The 17693-nt window shown below is 59.4% G+C and carries 17 protein-coding genes, 1 tRNA gene and 1 pseudogene; 13 read left to right on the plus strand and 6 right to left on the minus strand.

Annotated elements, in window-relative coordinates; genetic code table 11:
* Positions 1 to 18: 18 nt before the first annotated feature.
* Genes IEQ42_RS05110 through IEQ42_RS05120 form a run of 3 tightly spaced genes read left to right on the plus strand, consistent with a single transcriptional unit; the run spans position 19 to position 1464 of the window.
* Entirely contained in the window at positions 19 to 600 is a 582-nt protein-coding gene (locus tag IEQ42_RS05110; protein ID WP_210624235.1) for an RNA polymerase sigma factor, read from the plus strand.
* A complete protein-coding gene (locus IEQ42_RS05115; RefSeq protein WP_210702780.1) occupies positions 597 to 1172 on the plus strand; it encodes a hypothetical protein in 576 nt (191 codons plus the stop codon). The genes IEQ42_RS05110 and IEQ42_RS05115 overlap by 4 nt, the downstream gene beginning before the upstream one ends.
* Positions 1173 to 1227: 55 nt before the next feature.
* On the plus strand, positions 1228 to 1464 hold the full coding sequence (locus IEQ42_RS05120; RefSeq protein WP_210703092.1) for a hypothetical protein: 237 nt from the start codon (positions 1228 to 1230) through the stop codon (positions 1462 to 1464).
* A 76-nt stretch (positions 1465 to 1540) separates the two neighbouring features.
* Here IEQ42_RS05120 and IEQ42_RS05125 read toward each other — a convergent pair.
* Positions 1541 to 1617, minus strand: a tRNA-Arg gene (locus IEQ42_RS05125).
* 441 nt (positions 1618 to 2058) lie between these two features.
* Between IEQ42_RS05125 and gabD the strand changes: the two genes are divergently transcribed.
* From gabD to IEQ42_RS05140, 3 genes are all read left to right on the plus strand, one after another.
* On the plus strand, positions 2059 to 3501 hold the full coding sequence (gene gabD, locus IEQ42_RS05130) for an NADP-dependent succinate-semialdehyde dehydrogenase (protein WP_042557069.1): 1443 nt from the start codon (positions 2059 to 2061) through the stop codon (positions 3499 to 3501).
* A 184-nt stretch (positions 3502 to 3685) separates the two neighbouring features.
* Positions 3686 to 4963 carry a 4-aminobutyrate--2-oxoglutarate transaminase gene (gene gabT, locus IEQ42_RS05135; protein WP_042557070.1) on the plus strand — a complete coding sequence of 426 codons (1278 nt, stop codon included), beginning with the start codon at positions 3686 to 3688 and terminating at the stop codon, positions 4961 to 4963.
* Between the two features lie 136 nt (positions 4964 to 5099).
* The gene (locus IEQ42_RS05140) at positions 5100 to 6311 is read left to right on the plus strand and encodes a response regulator (RefSeq protein WP_210702781.1); all 1212 of its coding nucleotides are present in this window, start codon (positions 5100 to 5102) and stop codon (positions 6309 to 6311) included.
* Between the two features lie 134 nt (positions 6312 to 6445).
* Here the strand turns inward: IEQ42_RS05140 and IEQ42_RS05145 are convergent, their stop codons facing one another.
* Together IEQ42_RS05145 and desA are read right to left on the minus strand one after the other, a co-directional pair.
* Positions 6446 to 7435 (minus strand): GGDEF domain-containing protein, encoded by a 990-nt coding sequence (locus IEQ42_RS05145; RefSeq protein WP_210702782.1) that lies wholly within the window; start codon positions 7433 to 7435, stop codon positions 6446 to 6448.
* Between the two features lie 226 nt (positions 7436 to 7661).
* Positions 7662 to 8846, minus strand: coding sequence for a delta-9 fatty acid desaturase DesA (gene desA, locus IEQ42_RS05150; RefSeq protein ID WP_042557073.1), 1185 nt, complete (start codon positions 8844 to 8846; stop codon positions 7662 to 7664).
* 146 nt (positions 8847 to 8992) lie between these two features.
* On the opposite strand from desA, the gene dibA reads away from it, so the two are divergent.
* From dibA to IEQ42_RS05180, 6 genes are all read left to right on the plus strand, one after another.
* On the plus strand, positions 8993 to 10912 hold the full coding sequence (dibA, locus tag IEQ42_RS05155; RefSeq protein WP_210702783.1) for a phosphodiesterase DibA: 1920 nt from the start codon (positions 8993 to 8995) through the stop codon (positions 10910 to 10912).
* A gap of 253 nt (positions 10913 to 11165) precedes the next feature.
* Entirely contained in the window at positions 11166 to 11348 is a 183-nt protein-coding gene (oscA, locus tag IEQ42_RS05160; protein ID WP_039772974.1) for a sulfur starvation response protein OscA, read from the plus strand.
* An 83-nt stretch (positions 11349 to 11431) separates the two neighbouring features.
* Positions 11432 to 12445 (plus strand): sulfate ABC transporter substrate-binding protein, encoded by a 1014-nt coding sequence (locus IEQ42_RS05165; protein WP_210702784.1) that lies wholly within the window; start codon positions 11432 to 11434, stop codon positions 12443 to 12445.
* A gap of 152 nt (positions 12446 to 12597) precedes the next feature.
* Positions 12598 to 13416 (plus strand): sulfate ABC transporter permease subunit CysT, encoded by an 819-nt coding sequence (gene cysT / locus IEQ42_RS05170; protein WP_210702785.1) that lies wholly within the window; start codon positions 12598 to 12600, stop codon positions 13414 to 13416.
* Between the two features lie 12 nt (positions 13417 to 13428).
* Positions 13429 to 14301, plus strand: coding sequence for a sulfate ABC transporter permease subunit CysW (gene cysW, locus IEQ42_RS05175; RefSeq protein ID WP_042557077.1), 873 nt, complete (start codon positions 13429 to 13431; stop codon positions 14299 to 14301).
* Between the two features lie 3 nt (positions 14302 to 14304).
* Positions 14305 to 15294 carry a sulfate/molybdate ABC transporter ATP-binding protein gene (locus tag IEQ42_RS05180; RefSeq protein ID WP_042557078.1) on the plus strand — a complete coding sequence of 330 codons (990 nt, stop codon included), beginning with the start codon at positions 14305 to 14307 and terminating at the stop codon, positions 15292 to 15294.
* 81 nt (positions 15295 to 15375) lie between these two features.
* Here the strand turns inward: IEQ42_RS05180 and IEQ42_RS05185 are convergent, their stop codons facing one another.
* Positions 15376 to 15900 carry an Mpo1 family 2-hydroxy fatty acid dioxygenase gene (locus tag IEQ42_RS05185; protein ID WP_210702786.1) on the minus strand — a complete coding sequence of 175 codons (525 nt, stop codon included), beginning with the start codon at positions 15898 to 15900 and terminating at the stop codon, positions 15376 to 15378.
* Between the two features lie 113 nt (positions 15901 to 16013).
* On the opposite strand from IEQ42_RS05185, the pseudogene IEQ42_RS05190 reads away from it, so the two are divergent.
* Positions 16014 to 16643 (plus strand): annotated as a pseudogene (locus IEQ42_RS05190) (Crp/Fnr family transcriptional regulator); the annotation flags it as partial.
* Between the two features lie 125 nt (positions 16644 to 16768).
* Here IEQ42_RS05190 and uraH read toward each other — a convergent pair.
* Positions 16769 to 17179 (minus strand): hydroxyisourate hydrolase, encoded by a 411-nt coding sequence (gene uraH, locus IEQ42_RS05195; RefSeq protein ID WP_150593801.1) that lies wholly within the window; start codon positions 17177 to 17179, stop codon positions 16769 to 16771.
* Between the two features lie 14 nt (positions 17180 to 17193).
* On the minus strand, positions 17194 to 17676 hold the full coding sequence (locus IEQ42_RS05200; RefSeq protein WP_210702787.1) for a GlcG/HbpS family heme-binding protein: 483 nt from the start codon (positions 17674 to 17676) through the stop codon (positions 17194 to 17196).
* Positions 17677 to 17693 lie beyond the last annotated feature (17 nt).

Raw genomic sequence — 17693 nt, forward strand, 5'->3', positions numbered from 1 at the left:
AAAGGCTTCATCAGTCAGCTGTTTGCTTCGCCGGACAGCCCCACCGCCAACAGCGATGAATCGCTGTTGGCGCGTTATCGCGAGGGCGACGGCGCGGCGTTCGAGATCTTGTACGCCCGCCACCGTCAGGGTTTGTATCGGTTTCTGCTCGGTCTGAGTGGCAAACCCGAACTGGCCGATGAAGTCTTTCAGGAAACCTGGCTGAGCCTGATCCGCAGCGCCAGTCAGCCACAAGGGCGGGCGACCTTTCGTACATGGCTGTTCCAGATTGCCCGCAATCGCCTGATCGACCACTGGCGCAAACATGGTGCCCGGCAACCGCTGCACGACAGTTACGATGAACAAATCCACGCGGTCAGCGACGAAGCCACCGACCCCGAACAACTGCTGAGTCTCAGTCGTGACAGTCAGCGCCTGGAAAACGCCCTGCAGATGCTGCCCACCGATCAACGCGAGGTGTTCCTGCTACGCGCCCACGGCGACCTCGACCTGGCGCAAATCGCCAGCCTCACCGAAACACCGCTGGAAACCGTCAAAAGCCGCTTGCGCTACGCCCAGCAAAAACTGCGTCGGCTGCTGGCCGAGGAGGTACTGACATGACTGACGCCCGCCAGACACCCGAGGATTCGGTGATTAAACATGTGCGCGAACAGCACAACGCTGAACCGCCAACGCACCTTGATGCGTTCATCCTCAAGGCTGCCCACCGCGAAGTCTCGGCACCGAAGCCTGGTCTGTGGCAACGCTGGCTCGACGCCTGCCGCAAACCGCGCTGGCAAGTCGCGTTCGCCAGCCTCGTCGGCGTGGCACTGATGCTGTCGTTGGTACAGCGAGCGCCCGAGCCGCAGCAGCAATTCGACTTTGCGCCCGCCGCCAAACCTGCCGCGCCCCTTGCCCGTAAACAAGCGCCCGAAGCATTGTCCGCCCCAGCCCCCGCGCCGATGGCAGAAATGGCCGCGCCGATGCACAGCGAAGCGTTCAGCGCCGACGAAGCCAAAACCAGCAAACGCACCGCCGCCCCGGTCAACGGTCTCGACGAACAACTGCGCGAAGTCCTGCGCCTGCGCGAATCCGGCCAATCGCAAGCCGCCGACACTCTGTTCAACAACCTGCACAAACGCTACCCAAACGCCGACCTCGACGCCCGGCTCAAACAAATCCAGAAGAACTGACTGCCTGTGCGCCCAGCCATTTGGCATTGCCCCGCAAAACGCGCACTATCGGGCCATAGCTGAAGCGCTGGAGAACACCGTGGCACCAAAAATCGACCGCATCGCCCAACTCCTCAATTGCCCCAAAAAGGGCGAAGAGATGCGGCGCGCGATTACTGAAGCGCGTAAGGAGTTTCTGCTGAGTCAGCAGGAAGAGGATGTGCTTGAGGAAGAGGACGGATTTGAGGAGGAGGGTGAGGAGGGAGACGACGAGGATGAGGATTACGATGAGTTTGATTGGACGACGGAGTAACGTTGCGTCCGAACAATTCAGCGCCCACAAAAAAGCCCCGGACCATCACAGTCCGGGGCTTTCTCGTTTTGATTCATGGTGCACCAGGCGGGATTCGAACCCACGACCACTGCCTTCGGAGGGCAGTACTCTATCCAGCTGAGCTACTGGTGCAGCGGGCGACATCATACCTAGGTCGGCTCGGGGCGTCCATGCTGCGTTTCGGCACCTATTGTCAGTGCGCGTGTCCGAATAAAACGCTGCATTCCATAAAGCGGTAACGTCCTGCAAAACCCTCGCTTGGCGCTTTGGCGAGGCTGATCTATGGTTTTCCTGCGGCAGGGGTTTTTGCGCGTTGATCTGAAAAATTCAGCAAATGCGGCGTTTTTGTTCTTTTTTTCGAACGCCCTATTGTCCTTTAAACCCTTTGCTCCTACGATCCGTTTGAGATTTCAAACGCCCGTTGATTGGGTGTTGAAGCGCAGGTGTTCCGAAGCGTGCACTATTTTTGCGCCTCACCCAGTCACTGATTTCCCTGACGGCAGCCTTGCGAGGCGCCTTTCTACAATCATAATTTGCTCCGCGCAGGCCGCGGTGCTGTTAAGGAAAGCCGACATGCAGCTTAAAGACACCCAGTTGTTCCGCCAGCAAGCCTTCATTGATGGCGCTTGGGTCGATGCGGATAACGGTCAGACGATCAAGGTCAATAACCCGGCAACCGGCGAAATCCTCGGCACCGTGCCGAAGATGGGCGCTGCCGAAACCCGCCGTGCCATTGAAGCCGCTGACAAAGCGCTGCCGGCCTGGCGTGCACTGACCGCCAAGGATCGTGCGAACAAGCTGCGTCGCTGGTTCGAACTGATCATCGAGAATCAGGACGACCTCGCTCGCCTGATGACCCTCGAGCAGGGCAAGCCGCTGGCCGAAGCCAAGGGCGAAATCGTTTACGCCGCTTCGTTCATCGAATGGTTCGCCGAAGAAGCCAAGCGCATCTACGGTGACGTGATTCCGGGTCACCAGCCCGACAAGCGCCTGATCGTTATCAAGCAGCCGATCGGCGTTACTGCGGCCATCACCCCGTGGAACTTCCCGGCAGCGATGATCACCCGTAAGGCCGGCCCTGCGCTGGCCGCGGGTTGCACCATGGTGCTCAAACCAGCTTCGCAAACCCCATTCTCCGCATTCGCGCTGGCTGAACTGGCTCAGCGTGCCGGTATTCCTGCTGGCGTGTTCAGCGTGGTGTCCGGCAGCGCCGGTGACATCGGCAGCGAGCTGACCAGCAACCCGATCGTACGCAAACTGTCCTTCACCGGCTCGACCGAAATCGGCCGTCAGTTGATGGCTGAATGCGCCAAGGACATCAAGAAAGTGTCGCTGGAGCTGGGCGGCAACGCGCCGTTCATCGTGTTCGACGATGCGGATCTGGATAAGGCCGTCGAAGGCGCGATCATTTCCAAATATCGCAATAACGGTCAGACCTGCGTCTGCGCCAACCGTCTGTACATTCAGGATTCGGTCTACGATGCTTTCGCCGAAAAACTGAAAGTGGCAGTAGCCAAGCTGAAGATCGGTAACGGTTTGGAAGACGGCACCACCACTGGCCCGCTGATCGACGAAAAAGCCGTGGCGAAGGTGCAAGAGCACATCGCTGACGCTGTAGCCAAAGGCGCAACCGTATTGGCTGGCGGCAAGCAAATGGAAGGCAACTTCTTCGAGCCGACCATCCTGACCAATGTGCCGAAAAACGCGGCAGTGGCCAAGGAAGAGACCTTCGGTCCTCTGGCGCCGTTGTTCCGCTTCAAAGACGAAGCCGAAGTGATCGCGATGTCCAACGACACCGAGTTCGGTCTGGCCTCTTACTTCTACGCTCGCGATCTGGGCCGTGTGTTCCGTGTGGCTGAAGCCCTGGAATACGGCATGGTTGGCGTCAACACCGGGCTGATCTCCAACGAAGTCGCACCGTTCGGCGGCATCAAGGCCTCGGGCCTGGGCCGTGAAGGCTCCAAGTACGGCATCGAAGATTACCTGGAAATCAAATACCTCTGCCTGGGCATCTAAGCCGGGAAAGGGATTGCTGCAAACGCAAAGGGCACGAGAGCGCTGTCCCTTTGCGTGTTTCAAACCGGAATTTTCTCTGCGGCCGGGAACGCCGTGGCAGTCGATCATCGCATGCTGCCACCGTCGCTTCCTCCCGCTTAATCCTTGAACCACGCCGCCCGATGAGCGGCGAATGAGGACTGTAATGAGCAAGACTAACGCTGAACTGATGGCCCGCCGTACCGCTGCTGTACCTCGTGGTGTTGGCCAGATTCACCCGATCTTCGCCGAATCCGCGAAGAACGCTACCGTGACTGACGTTGAAGGTCGTGAATTCATCGACTTCGCCGGCGGTATCGCCGTGCTGAACACCGGCCACGTGCATCCGAAAATCATCGCGGCCGTGACCGAACAGCTGAACAAGCTGACGCACACCTGCTTCCAGGTGCTGGCTTACGAGCCTTACGTTGAACTGTGCGAAAAAATCAACGCCAAGGTACCAGGTGATTTCGCCAAGAAAACCCTGCTGGTCACCACCGGTTCCGAAGCGGTAGAAAACGCCGTGAAAATCGCCCGTGCTGCCACTGGCCGCGCTGGCGTGATCGCCTTCACCGGCGCTTACCACGGTCGCACCATGATGACCCTGGGGCTGACCGGTAAAGTCGTGCCTTACTCGGCCGGCATGGGCCTGATGCCAGGTGGCATCTTCCGCGCTCTGTACCCGAATGAACTGCACGGCGTGAGCATCGACGACTCGATCGCTTCCATCGAACGCATTTTCAAGAACGATGCCGAGCCGAAAGACATCGCCGCGATCATCATCGAGCCTGTACAGGGCGAAGGTGGTTTCTACGTCGCGCCGAAAGAATTCATGAAGCGTCTGCGTGCCCTGTGCGACCAGCACGGCATCCTGCTGATTGCTGACGAAGTACAAACCGGCGCTGGCCGTACCGGTACGTTCTTCGCCATGGAGCAGATGGGCGTTGCTGCCGACCTGACTACCTTCGCCAAATCCATTGCTGGCGGTTTCCCGCTGGCCGGTGTGTGTGGCAAGGCTGAATACATGGACGCCATCGCACCAGGCGGCCTGGGCGGCACTTACGCCGGTAGCCCGATCGCTTGCGCCGCTGCTCTGGCAGTGATGGAAGTGTTCGAGGAAGAACAACTGCTGGACCGCTGCAAAGCGGTCGGCGAGCGTCTGGTCACCGGCCTGAAAGCCATCCAGGCCAAATACCCGGTGATCGGCGAAGTCCGTGCATTGGGCGCGATGATCGCCGTTGAGCTGTTCGAAAACGGCGACAGTCACAAGCCGAACGCTGCTGCTGTAGCGTCCGTTGTGGCCAAGGCTCGCGACAAGGGCCTGATCCTGCTGTCCTGCGGCACCTACGGCAACGTGCTGCGCGTACTCGTACCGCTGACCTCGCCGGACGAGCAACTGGACCAAGGCCTGGCGATCATCGAAGAGTGCTTCTCCGAGCTCTGATCACCCGGGGTGACTTGATCGACAAAAAACCCGCTTCGGCGGGTTTTTTTATGCCCCTGAGGCACATCGGCTGTTTTAGCGCTGTATCGAATGGCCATCATTGGCTAAGGTTCAAGCATTGCAAGGGAGAGCGTGCATGACTGCCGTTGATTTACCCGCCGTACCCCGAGTGCTGATCGCCGAGGCTGATCCGTGGTCCCGGGATCTGCTCGAACAAGTGTTGCTGAGCGTGCGTTGTGATGCGCGGCTGGATCTGTGTGCCGATGGCAAACAAGCGATATCGATGCTCAGTGAAGTGCCGTATGACCTGGCTATCGTCGATTGGGAACTGCCCGGCGTCGATGGTTTGAATGTGCTGCGCAGTGTGCGTCAGCGCAAACGTAATCCGCCGCTGCCGTTCATTTTGATGAGCAGCCGCAACGACAGTGCCAGCGTACGTGAGGCCATACTGCTGGCGCCGACGGCGTACCTGACCAAACCCCTGAACATGGAAAGCCTGACCGAGCGTTTGCAGGGTTTGCTGTTGAATGCCGGGGAAGAAGTGTTCTGTGAAGTGCCAGTACTGGCGCCTGGCATGACCTTGTCGTTGTTCCTTGAGCGACGCCGTGAGCAGGCCGACGGCGCGCCGTTGATGATGGATGTGCAGGTAGCGGTCAAGCGCAGCCTCAATCCCGGCGGTCTCGATCTGACGCAGCTGCAACAGGAGTTCCGAACCGATCCGCAGATTACCGCGGTATTGATTGCGGCGGCCAACAGCGCCGGGCAACACCATGGCGCACCGGTGCAAACTCTGGCGCAGGCACTGCAGCGGCTTGGCACGGGACAGAGCATGAATCTGATTCTGGGGCTGGCGCTCAAACGCAGCGCCCGGCTTAGCGATCCCTGTCTGGCGGACTACGCCGAACGTTATTGGAACCTGTCGCTACACACCGCTGAATACGCGCGCACGCTGGCGCGGTTGCTCGATCTGGATCAGGAGCGCTGCTATTGCGCGGGCATACTGCATCGTCTCGGTGATCTGGCTTTGCTGCGCTGTTTGCAAGAATGGAAACAGGCGGGCGGTGAGCTGGACGATTTTGAGGAAGTGGGTGAAGCGTTGGCGCAATTTGGCGCGGCCTACGGTTCGGCGCTACGCACTCGCTGGCGACTGCCGCTGGAATTGCGTGAGTTGATTGCCTCGGTCTACCAGCTCGGCGGTGGGGTATATTCCCGCGAGGCGCTGGTGATGAACATGGCGGCGCAGATGGCTCATCTGACCGAGCATGAAGGTGTCGAGGCGTTGGCGAAGAGCCGGACCGCGCGGTTGCTCAAGATCGGTTTGCCAGAGTTGATGCGGATGCGTAAATAGCCTGGTTACAGATCCCTGTGGGGAGCGGGCTTGCCCGCGATGGCGTCAGGGGCAGGCAACATTTTTGTTGAATGTGCTGGCCTCATCGCTGGCAAGCCAGCTCCCACAGGTTTTGTGGCGTATTCAAATAAAAGTTATGCAGAAATAATCCGGTTCTTGCCCTGACGCTTGGCCTCATACATCGCCGCATCCGCCCGGGCAAAGAGGCTGTCGAGGCTTTCGTCGCTTTCGGTCAGGCTCGTCAGGCCCTGGCTGACGGTGATGCCAAACGTCTGGCCGTCCTGGCTGAAGCTCAAACGCTGAATCTCCTGTTGCAGCCGCTCGGCGACTTGCAAGGCCATGTCAGGGGCGCAGCCCGGGAACACCGCGGCAAATTCTTCACCGCCTATTCGCCCGAACAAGTCTCCCCGCCGCAACGAGGCGCGGCCACATTCGGCAATGGCTTGCAGCACGCTGTCGCCTTGAGGGTGGCCGTAGGTGTCGTTGATGATTTTGAAGTCATCGATATCCAACAGCAGAAACGCCAGCGGCGAGCCTTGCAGCCGCGCCTCTTCGAACTCGCGATTGGCGCATTCGAAAAAGTGCCGGCGGTTGCTGCTCTGGGTCAGCACATCGGTGGTGGCCAGACGTTGCAGTTCGGTTTCCATCTGCTTCTTATCGGTGATGTCTTCGGCGATGCCGACGATGATCACCGGTTGCCCGGGCTCGTCCTGACGATTGATGAAGCATTTGTCGCTGAGCCAGCGCACCTGCCCGTCAGCGGCGATGATCCGGTACTCGCGATCTTCCACTGCGCCTCTGTGCAGGACTTCGGCGAGGCTGCGTTCAGCGTAATCCAGATCGTCGGGATAGATGCTGTCACGCCACTGGTTGTAGTCAGCCAGCAGAAGCCCTGCCGAACGACCGAAAATCCGCTCATAGGCCGGACTGACGTACAGCACCTGACGGGTTTCCCAGTTGAATGCCCAGAGCACAGCGTTGACGCTGACCAGCAGCGAGCTGAACAGCTGTTCGCGTTCGCTCAGACGAGCGACTTCGCCCTGGGCGTGCATTAAAGCCATGAGTGTTTGCGCGGCCTCGGGCCACTGCGGGAGGGATGAGTCTTTTTGGTTGTTATTGACCATCGGCACAATTCTCAGAGGGCGTGCCGCGTTGACAACAACGGCCACACCTAAGCCCGCCGGAATGGCGAAGTCTTTGAGATAGGGGATTTTCGGCGAAGTTCCCAACGGTAGTGGGGTTCTGCCAGGCAGTAATGACGACGCGCTTGATCAATGCAAACGCGCCGTCAGATTTGCGGTGGCGTCGCCATCGATCGGGGATAGATCCCCGATCCGCATGGGCAGCCGATCAGGCTGTGGCTGGGCGCAACGAGTAGGTTTTCAGCTGGTCGGCAAACTCGCGGAGGGACTGAATACCGCTGGCCTCGGCTTCGTGGATCCACTCTTTGATGGCGGCGAGCATGTCGTGGCCATTGGAGCTGGTCTTCACCCAGATCTGCTGCAGTGCCAGGCGTTTTTCGTAAATGACCTTCAGCGCGTGGCTGTGCTCGAGCATGCTCTGGATGCGCGCATGGTGGCGATCTTCCAGCAGGCTGGTTTCCCGCGAGAGCAGGCGTTTGGCTCGATGGAACTGGTGACGCACCGAGTGATCGACTTTGTCCAGCTCCTGCTTGACCAGTGGGCCAATGACCAATTTGCGATACTGGGCCATGATCTGGAAGCGGTTGTTGAGGATCGCCATGGCGGTGTCCATGTCCAGATTGCCCTTGCCTTCAACGCGATGGGCAATTGGGGCTACACGCTGAACCTTGGCCAGACGCAGAAAACTGAAGACTTTGATCCATGCCCAGCCGAGGTCGAATTCCCATTTCTTCACCGACAGCTTGGCCGAGTTCGGGTAGGTGTGATGGTTGTTGTGCAGTTCTTCGCCGCCGATCAGGATGCCCCAAGGCACCAGATTGGTTGCCGCGTCGCGGCATTCGAAGTTGCGATAACCGACCGCATGGCCCAGACCGTTGATGACGCCGGCGGCCCACACCGGGATCCACATCATCTGGATCGCCCAGATGGTGATGCCGATGGTGCCGAACAGCAGCAGGTCGATGACGCCCATGATTGCCACGCCCAGCAGCGGGTAACGGCTGTAGACGTTGCGCTCGATCCAGTCCTCGGGGCAGTTCTTGCCGTAGATGCGCAGGGTTTCCGGGTTCTGCGCTTCAGCGCGGTATAGCTCCGCGCCGGTACGCAATACCGTGGACAAACCCTTGATGACCGGGCTGTGCGGGTCATCTTCGGTTTCGCATTTGGCGTGGTGCTTACGGTGGATGGCGGTCCACTCGCGGGTGTTCTGCGCCGTGGTCAGCCACAGCCAGAAACGGAAAAAGTGCTTCAGACCGGCATTCAGCTCCAGGGAGCGATGGGCCGAGTAGCGGTGTAGATAGACCGTGACGCCGACAATCGTCACGTGGGTCATCAGCAGGGTGACCGCGACCAGAGACCAGGCCGACAAGCCAAGAAAACCTTCGTACCACATAGGCTATAGGGCCCTCGATAAAGATAAAAACAGCCGATGCATTATCACTAAGCACACAGATAAAACCAGTCGCGCTTTCAGATAAGAGTTAGCTGGATGTTTCTTGACCTATAATCCCACTTTTTTGTAGGGACATGGATGGCCTAATGCCTGACACTTATCGCGATGCCTTGCGTGCAGCGCTGCTCTATCTCGTAGTCGCGGCGGTCTGGCTGCAAGGTGCTGGTTATTTATTAAACAATTTCTTCGATAACTCGGTCCAACTCGCACGATGGCAACTGATCAACGGTTATGTCTTCGCGGTGGTCAGTGCCGGCCTGATTTTTCTGGCGCGGGCGCGGTTGTATGAGTGTCTCGGGATAGGTGCGAGGTTGCGTGAACGTCACGCTGATCGTGAGCGCTTGCGGCAAGCGGCGGCTGTGTTCGACTGCACTCGCGAAGGCGTGTTGGTCACCAACCATCAGGGTCTGATCGTGCACGTCAATCGTGCGTTCATCGAGATCACCGGTTATCTGCGCGAAGAAGTGCTCGGCCAACAACCCAGTCTGTTCAAGTCCGGCCATCATCCGCCGGGCTTCTATCAGGCGATGTTCGCCACGCTGGAATCGCAAGGCGAGTGGAGCGGCGAGATCTGGAACCGCCGCAAAAGCGGGGAGATTTATCCTCAATGGCAAACCATCCGCGTCATTCATGATGATCAGAGCCGGATCAGTCATTACGTAGCGGTGTTTTCCGATATCAGTGCGATCAAGCATTCCGAGCATGAGCTTCAGCACCTTGCGCACCACGATCCGCTGACCGATCTGCCCAATCGTCTGTTATTCAGCGATCGTACCGAACAGGCCCTGGCGTCGGCGCAGGCCCACAAGCGCGGCTGTGCGCTGCTGTTGCTCGATCTGGATCACTTCAAGATGATCAACGACAGCCTCGGGCACAACGTTGGCGATCGTTTGCTCAAAGCGGTGGCGATCCGTTTGCAGGAGCTGTTTGGGCCCGGCGTCACCGTGGCGCGACTGGGGGGTGACGAATTCGCGGTATTGGCAGAAAGTTGTCCGCAGCCCGGCCAGGCGGCGGCATTGGCTCAGCGTATTCTCGATGCCCTCAAGGAGCCGGTCGGCATCGAAGGCGATGAGTTATTCATCAACGCCAGCGTCGGCATCAGTCTGTTCCCCAGCGATGCGCTGAGCGCCGACCAGTTGTTGCGCAACGCCGACGCGGCGCTGTTCAAGGCCAAGAGCAGTGGGCGCAACGGTTATGCCTTGTACACCGAAGAGCTCACCGCTCACGCCCAGCAACGGGTTGAAATTGCCTTCGAACTGCGCCGTGCGCTGGAGCAACAGGAGTTGCGGGTCTATTACCAACCGGTGCATGACCTTAAAACCGGTCGTCTGATCGGCGTTGAAGCCCTGGTGCGTTGGCAGCATCCGCTGCGGGGGCTGGTGTCGCCGGCCGAATTCATACCTATTGCCGAGCGCACCGGGTTGATCGTCGACATCGATGCCTGGGTGATGCAGCAGGCTTGCCGACAGATGTGCCAATGGCAGCAGGCCGGGAGGGGGCTGTCGTTTGTGGCGGTGAATGTGTCGTCGCGGTTGTTTGCCCGGCGCGAGCTGTACCAGCAGGTGGCGCAAGTGCTGCGCGAGACCGGGCTGGATCCGGCGTATCTGGAACTGGAAGTGACCGAAAGCGCGGTGATGGACGATCCGGAGGTGGCGCTGGAGCAAATGCATCGCTTGCGTGAATTGGGCGTTCGCCTGGCGATCGATGATTTTGGCACCGGGTATTCGTCGTTGCTGCGGCTCAAGCGCTTGCCGGTGCAAAAGCTCAAGATTGATCAGGGGTTTGTCGCCGGTTTGCCGTGGGATGAGGATGACGTAGCGATCGTCCGGGTGATCATCGCGCTGGCGCGGAGTATGGGCATGCAGGTACATGCCGAAGGGATCGAGCAGGTTGAACAGGCGGCGTTTTTGCTGGAGCAGGAATGCGATCTCGGGCAGGGATATTGGTTTGGGCGGCCGGTGCCGGCACAAGAGATAGATTGGGCGAGAAAACCGATGGTTGGTTAAAAGATCAAAAGATCAAAAGATCAAAAGATCGCAGCTTACGGCAGCTTCTACACCGATCCATACAGGAGCTGCCGAAGGCTGCGAGCTTTTGCTCCGCCAACGCGCAACCCCTTGCCCCGCCACAAAATGCGTTCTGGTTATATAAACATTCTCAAATAGTCTTTTTAAGAATATCCGCGCCTCTCTTATATTGCTCCCACGCCGGACGCAGTGCCGCCCACTGTCAGGCATATCCATTCAAAGGAGCAGCACCATGAGCGCATCCCTTCGCAGCGTTGACGGTCAGGACGAAAGCACCATCTTGCGTGAAATCCAGAGCGCCCTGCGCGATCTGCGGTTTGGCGCGGTGGAGATCACCGTGCACAACGCTCAAGTCGTGCAGATTGAACGCAAAGAGAAATTCCGTTTGCAGCAACCGGGCAACAAGCCGAGCTGAGCTGCGCTCTTTTATCCGTGGGTAACCCGATTCCTGCAGACCATAAGAAAAAGCCACCGCCCAGAATTCCAGGAGCTTTCACCATGTCGTCGATTCGCCGTTATGCATTGGCCGCCCTGGCCAGCGCTGTGTTTGCCGGTTCCGCGGTTGCCAAGGATTACGAACTGCTCAATGTGTCGTACGACCCGACGCGCGAGCTGTATCAGGACTACAACGCTGAGTTCATCAAGTTCTGGCAGCAAGACCATGCCGGCGACACCGTGAAAATCCAGCAATCCCACGGTGGTTCGGGCAAGCAGGGCCGCGCCGTGATCGATGGCCTGCGTGCCGACGTCGTAACCCTGGCCCTGGCCGGTGACATCGATGAAATCGCCAAAATCGGCAAGACCCTGCCGACCGACTGGCAGAAGCGTCTGCCGGAAGCGAGTACGCCGTACACCTCGACCATCGTGTTCCTGGTGCGCAAGGGCAACCCGAAAGGCATCAAGGACTGGGGCGATCTGGTCAAGAATGACGTCTCGGTGATCACCCCGAATCCGAAAACCTCCGGCGGTGCACGCTGGAACTTCCTCGCCGCCTGGGCCTATGGCCTGAAAGCCAACGGCGGCAGCGAAGAGAAAGCCAAAGAGTACGTGCAGACCCTGTTCAAGCACGTGCCGATTCTCGACACCGGTGCTCGCGGTTCGACCATTACCTTCGTCAACAACGGTCAGGGTGACGTGTTGCTGGCCTGGGAAAACGAAGCATTCCTGGCGCTGAAAGAAGACGGCGGCGCGGACAAGTTCGACATCGTCGTGCCTTCGTTGTCGATCCTGGCTGAACCACCGGTGGCCGTGGTCGACAAAAATGCTCAGAAGAAGGGCAACGAGCAGATCGCCGAAGCCTACCTCAAGCACCTGTACAGCCCGGCCGGTCAGGAAATCGCCGCGAAGAACTTCTATCGTCCACGTGACAAGGACGTGGCCGCCAAGTACGCCCAGCAGTTCCCGAAACTGGAACTGGTGACCATCGACAAGGACTTCGGCGGCTGGAAAACCGCGCAACCGAAATTCTTCAACGATGGTGGCGTGTTCGACCAGATTTATCAGGCGCAGTAATCTCACTCTAACCAGCCTGATGTTTGGGCACATGACATGTGGGAGCGAGCCTGCTCGAAGGCAGTGTTACAGGCGACAGGAATGTTGGCTGATACTCCCTCTTCGCGAGCAGGCTCGCTCCCACATTGATGCGTTTTTAACCAGGGACTTTTATGTCGCGTCGTATCTCCCCCGTCATACCCGGCTTCGGGCTGACGCTGGGTTACACCTTGGTGTACCTCAGTCTGATTGTGCTTATCCCGCTGGCGGCGATGTTCGTCCACGCCTCGCAGCTCACCTGGGATCAGTTCTGGACGATCATTTCCGTCCCCCGCGTGCTGGCAGCCTTGAAGTTGAGTTTCGGCACCGCGCTGTGCGCTGCGATCATCAACGGCATCATCGGCACATTGCTGGCGTGGGTGCTGGTGCGCTACACCTTCCCCGGGCGCAAGGTGATCGACGCGATGATCGATCTGCCGTTCGCCCTGCCGACGGCGGTGGCCGGTATCGCTCTAACCGCGCTGTACGCGCCGGCCGGTCTGGTCGGCCAGTTTGCCGCCGACCTCGGCTTCAAGATCGCCTACACCCCGTTGGGCATCACCCTGGCGCTGACGTTTGTGACGCTGCCGTTCGTGGTGCGTACGGTGCAACCGGTGCTGGCCGATATCCCCCGTGAAGTCGAAGAAGCCGCAGCGTGCCTCGGCGCGAAACCCTGGCAAGTATTCCGCCACATTTTAGTGCCGGCGCTGCTGCCGGCGTGGCTGACCGGTTTTGCCCTGGCCTTTGCCCGTGGCGTTGGCGAGTACGGTTCGGTGATTTTCATCGCCGGCAACATGCCGATGAAAACCGAGATCCTGCCGCTGCTGATCATGGTCAAACTCGACCAGTACGATTACACCGGCGCCACGGCCATCGGCGTGTTGATGCTGGTGGTTTCCTTTGTCCTGTTGCTGCTGATCAACCTGCTGCAGCGGCGCATCGAAACCCCATAAGGAGGCGCGAACATGTCCCAATCGTCTATTGCGGCCGCTTCCTCGGCCAACGCTGCACGCCGTGGAAGTGCCACGTCGCGCAGAATCCTGATTGGCCTTGGCTGGCTGATCTTTTTCCTGTTTCTGTTACTGCCGTTGTTCATTGTGGTGTCGCAAGGTTTGAAGAACGGCCTCGGCGCATTCTTCACCGCGATCTTTGAGCCGGATGCACTCTCGGCACTGAAGCTCACCGTGTTCGCCGTGCTGATTTCGGTGCCGCTGAACCTGGTGTTCGGGGTCAGCGCCGCGTGGTGCGTCAGCAAGTACTCGTTCCGCGGCAAGAGCATGCTGGTGACGCTGATCGACCTGCCGTTCTCGGTATCGCCGGTGATCGCAGGTTTAGTCTATGTGTTGATGTTCGGCGCCCAGGGCTTTTTCGGGCCGTGGTTGCAGGATCACGACATTCAGATCGTTTTCGCCCTGCCGGGCATCGTGTTGGCGACGATTTTCGTCACCGTGCCATTCGTGGCTCGCGAGCTGATTCCGCTGATGCAGGAACAAGGCACTCAGGAAGAGGAAGCGGCGCGTCTGCTCGGCGCCAACGGCTGGCAGATGTTCTGGCATGTCACTGTGCCCAACATCAAGTGGGGCCTGATTTATGGCGTGGTGCTGTGTACCGCGCGGGCCATGGGGGAGTTCGGTGCGGTATCGGTGGTGTCTGGACACATTCGCGGGGTGACCAACACCTTGCCGCTGCACGTCGAGATCCTCTACAACGAATACAACCACGTGGCCGCGTTCGCCGTGGCGAGCCTGTTGCTGATCCTGGCGCTCTTCATCCTGCTGCTCAAGCAGTGGAGCGAAAACCGTATCAACCGCCTGCGCGCCAGCGCCGCGGAGGAATAATTCATGTCGATCGAAGTGCGTAACGTCAGCAAGAATTTCAACGCGTTCAAGGCGCTGGACAACATCAGCCTGGATATCCACAGCGGTGAGCTGGTAGCGCTGCTGGGCCCGTCGGGCTGCGGCAAAACCACCTTGCTGCGCATTATTGCCGGTCTGGAAACTCCGGATCAGGGCAACATCGTTTTTCACGGTGAAGACGTTTCCGGCCACGACGTGCGTGATCGCAACGTCGGTTTTGTGTTCCAGCACTACGCGCTGTTCCGCCACATGACCGTGTTCGACAACGTCGCCTTCGGCCTGCGCATGAAGCCGAAAAACCAGCGCCCGAACGAAAGCCAGATCGCGGCCAAGGTTCATGAGTTGTTGAACATGGTGCAACTGGACTGGCTGTCGGATCGCTACCCGGAGCAACTGTCCGGTGGCCAGCGCCAACGTATCGCCCTGGCCCGTGCCTTGGCGGTTGAGCCGAAAGTGCTGCTGCTCGACGAACCGTTCGGCGCCCTCGACGCCAAGGTGCGTAAAGAGCTGCGCCGCTGGCTGGCTCGCCTGCACGAGGACATCAACCTGACCTCGGTGTTTGTGACCCACGACCAGGAAGAAGCGATGGAAGTCGCCGACCGCATCGTGGTGATGAACAAGGGCGTGATCGAGCAGATCGGTTCACCGGGGGATGTCTACGAAAATCCGGCCAGCGATTTTGTTTACCACTTCCTTGGTGATTCGAATCGCTTGCTGTTGAGCGACGACAACCACGTGCTGTTCCGTCCGCACGAAGTGTCGTTGTCCAGGCATGAGCTGGAAGATCACCATGCCGCTGAGGTACGCGATATCCGGCCGCTGGGCGCGACCACTCGGGTGACGTTGAAGGTAGAGGGGCAGACTGATTTGATCGAGGCCGAAGTGGTGAAAGATCACGACAGCCTGATCGGTTTGGCCAAGGGTGAGACGTTGTTCTTCAAGCCGAAGGTCTGGCAGAAAGTCGCCAGCCTTTAAAATCAAAAGCTTCGCGAGCAGGCTCGCTCCCACGTTTGGAATGCATTTCCCTGTGGGAGCGAGCCTGCTCGCGAAAGCTATCTAGACAGCCGCCCGATTCGGATTAACCCGCACCACCCCCGCCCGCGCCTCGATCTGCTCTTTCAACTCATGCCGCATCCCGAGCATGAACGCCAGCTCCACCACGACAAACAGCGGCCCGACAATCAAACCGCTGACGTCATCGACAAACGCCGGTTTGCGCCCTTCGTAGTGATGCCCGACAAACTGGATCACCCAGCCGATCACAAACATCGCCAGTCCGCTGCTCAGCCAGACCATGGTGCTCTGCTGCGCCAGGACATGCCCGGCCCAGACCGGTAGCCCCATCAGCACCGTCATCAGTACGCCGAGCTTCACCTCCAGGCGCAGGTAAAACCACGCCGAGGCCAGCGCTACCACCACGGCTGGAGATATCCACAAGCCGCCCAGCGACCATTCCGGACGCGACAACAGCACCGCGACCGCCACCACGATCAGCGGAATACCGATAAAGTGGCTGGCGATGTTGCGCGGGTCACGGTGGTAGGCGGCGTATTGACTCAGATGATCGACGAGGCTTTTCATTGTTGTTCCTCCTGTAGGGTGATCGCAGCATGCCCCGGGTTCAGCGTTCGCTCTGTCAGGCAGGCGACAATTAGGAGTGTTCATGGATAAGCGTTCACGGCTGCTGACCGGCGCCTGCGTCCTTTCAGGATAGTCTGCTGGCGGCTGCGCGGGAGCGGCGGCTGACGGTGGGGCAGCGGCTGTTTCAGCGTGGCGATCCGCCGTGCGGTCTGTACGCGGTGCTCGATGGCGCCGTGCGCATCGGCGCGGTGAGCGAGCAGGGCAAGGAGGCGTTACTGAGTCTGGTCGAGGCGCCGCACTGGTTTGGTGAAATCTGCCTGTTCGACGGTCAGCCGCGCACCCACGATGCCTATGCCGTGGGGCCGTGCACGCTGCTGAATATCCCGCAGGCCACGTTGCTGAAACTGCTCGATGAACACCCGGTGTACTGGCGGCATCTGGCGCTGTTGATGAGCCACAAGCTGCGCCTGACTTTCATCAATCTCGAACAGCTCAGCCTGCTGCCAGCCCTGGCGCGACTGGCTCATCGCTTGCTGATGATTGCCGAGGGCTACGGCGAAATCGACGCGCCCCGCCGGGTGCTGCAACTGCCGCAGGAGCAGTTGGCATCGATGCTCTCGTTATCCCGACAGACCACCAATCAGATCCTCAAGGACTTGCAGGGGCAGGGGATCATTGGCTTGGGGTATGGCGAGATCGAGATCCTTGATGCGGCGCGGTTGCGAGCGCTGGCCACGATCTGACGACAGCCGAGATCCCATGTGGGAGCGAGCCTGCCCGCGAAAGCGGTGAGTCATTCACCAATCGTTTTGACTGACCCGACGCCTTCGCGAGCAGGCTCGCTCCCACATTTTGGTCCGTGTTGATTTCAGGAACCGCGATAGGTCGAGAAGCCGTACGGGCTCAGCAGGAGCGGGATGTGGTAATGCTGATCGGTCTGCTTCACTTCGAAAATCACCGGAATTTCCGGAAAGAACGTGTCGTGTCTGGTCTTCTTGAAGTACTCGCCAGTCTTGAACACCACCCGGTATTCGCCCGCTTCAAATGGCTGTTTGGCCGGGAACAGTTCGGCAATGCGCCCCTGCTCATTGGTAGTGCCTTCGGCCAATGGCTGCCAGTTCTGGCCAACGTGTTTTTCCAGGGTCACGTTGACGCCCGGCGAGGGCAGGCCGTTTTCCAGGTTGAGTACGTGCACGCTGAGCGGATTGCCAGCGGCGAGTGCCAGGCTGGAAAACGCGCTGAGGCCCAGCGCAGCGAAGGTCATGCGCAAAGTCGTCATGGTGAATCTCCTTATCAGGAACGGGTGATGGACAGGCCAGCTTTGTCAGCGGCCCGGGTTGCACAGTTTTCGTCTTGCTCACCGCCGCCGGATCCAGCCACGCCCATGGCGCCAACCAGCTCATCGCCTGCGAACAATGGAATGCCGCCGCCAAGCAACAGCAATTCGTCGAGGGTGTTGAGGTTGACGGTTTCCGGATTGCTGCGGGCGCGCTCGGCGAACAGGCGGGTTGGGGTTTTTGTCGACAACGCGGTGTAGGCCTTGCGCTGGCTGGCAGCGGTGTTGTGCGGGCCGACACCGTCGCCGCGCAGGGTCACCAGCAAGTTGCCGCCCCGATCGAGTACCGACACCGTGCCGGTGCAGCTGCTCATTGCCGTGTCGGCCAGCAGGCGCGCAGTTTTCAGATCGAGGTCGGCGTGGCGCGGCAGTTCAGGGCTGGCGAAAACGCTGGCGCTGAGGCCGATGGCCAGGCTCGCAACGAGGTATTTGACGTTCATAAAAAGGCTCCGGAAGC

It is taken from the genome of Pseudomonas iridis, assembly GCF_017980685.1.
GTDB lineage: Bacteria > Pseudomonadota > Gammaproteobacteria > Pseudomonadales > Pseudomonadaceae > Aquipseudomonas > Aquipseudomonas iridis.

Excerpts from the sequence above, each read along its gene's own strand:
- IEQ42_RS05115 (WP_210702780.1), top strand. The coding sequence starts at position 597 with ATGACTGACGCCCGCCAGACACCCGAGGATTCGGTGATTAAACATGTG.
- gabD (WP_042557069.1), top strand. The coding sequence starts at position 2,059 with ATGCAGCTTAAAGACACCCAGTTGTTCCGCCAGCAAGCCTTCATTGAT.
- gabT (WP_042557070.1), top strand. The coding sequence starts at position 3,686 with ATGAGCAAGACTAACGCTGAACTGATGGCCCGCCGTACCGCTGCTGTA.
- IEQ42_RS05140 (WP_210702781.1), top strand. The coding sequence starts at position 5,100 with ATGACTGCCGTTGATTTACCCGCCGTACCCCGAGTGCTGATCGCCGAG.
- IEQ42_RS05145 (WP_210702782.1), bottom strand. The coding sequence starts at position 7,435 with ATGGTCAATAACAACCAAAAAGACTCATCCCTCCCGCAGTGGCCCGAG.
- desA (WP_042557073.1), bottom strand. The coding sequence starts at position 8,846 with ATGTGGTACGAAGGTTTTCTTGGCTTGTCGGCCTGGTCTCTGGTCGCG.
- dibA (WP_210702783.1), top strand. The coding sequence starts at position 8,993 with ATGCCTGACACTTATCGCGATGCCTTGCGTGCAGCGCTGCTCTATCTC.
- oscA (WP_039772974.1), top strand. The coding sequence starts at position 11,166 with ATGAGCGCATCCCTTCGCAGCGTTGACGGTCAGGACGAAAGCACCATC.
- IEQ42_RS05165 (WP_210702784.1), top strand. The coding sequence starts at position 11,432 with ATGTCGTCGATTCGCCGTTATGCATTGGCCGCCCTGGCCAGCGCTGTG.
- cysT (WP_210702785.1), top strand. The coding sequence starts at position 12,598 with ATGTCGCGTCGTATCTCCCCCGTCATACCCGGCTTCGGGCTGACGCTG.
- cysW (WP_042557077.1), top strand. The coding sequence starts at position 13,429 with ATGTCCCAATCGTCTATTGCGGCCGCTTCCTCGGCCAACGCTGCACGC.
- IEQ42_RS05180 (WP_042557078.1), top strand. The coding sequence starts at position 14,305 with ATGTCGATCGAAGTGCGTAACGTCAGCAAGAATTTCAACGCGTTCAAG.
- IEQ42_RS05185 (WP_210702786.1), bottom strand. The coding sequence starts at position 15,900 with ATGAAAAGCCTCGTCGATCATCTGAGTCAATACGCCGCCTACCACCGT.
- uraH (WP_150593801.1), bottom strand. The coding sequence starts at position 17,179 with ATGACGACTTTGCGCATGACCTTCGCTGCGCTGGGCCTCAGCGCGTTT.
- IEQ42_RS05200 (WP_210702787.1), bottom strand. The coding sequence starts at position 17,676 with ATGAACGTCAAATACCTCGTTGCGAGCCTGGCCATCGGCCTCAGCGCC.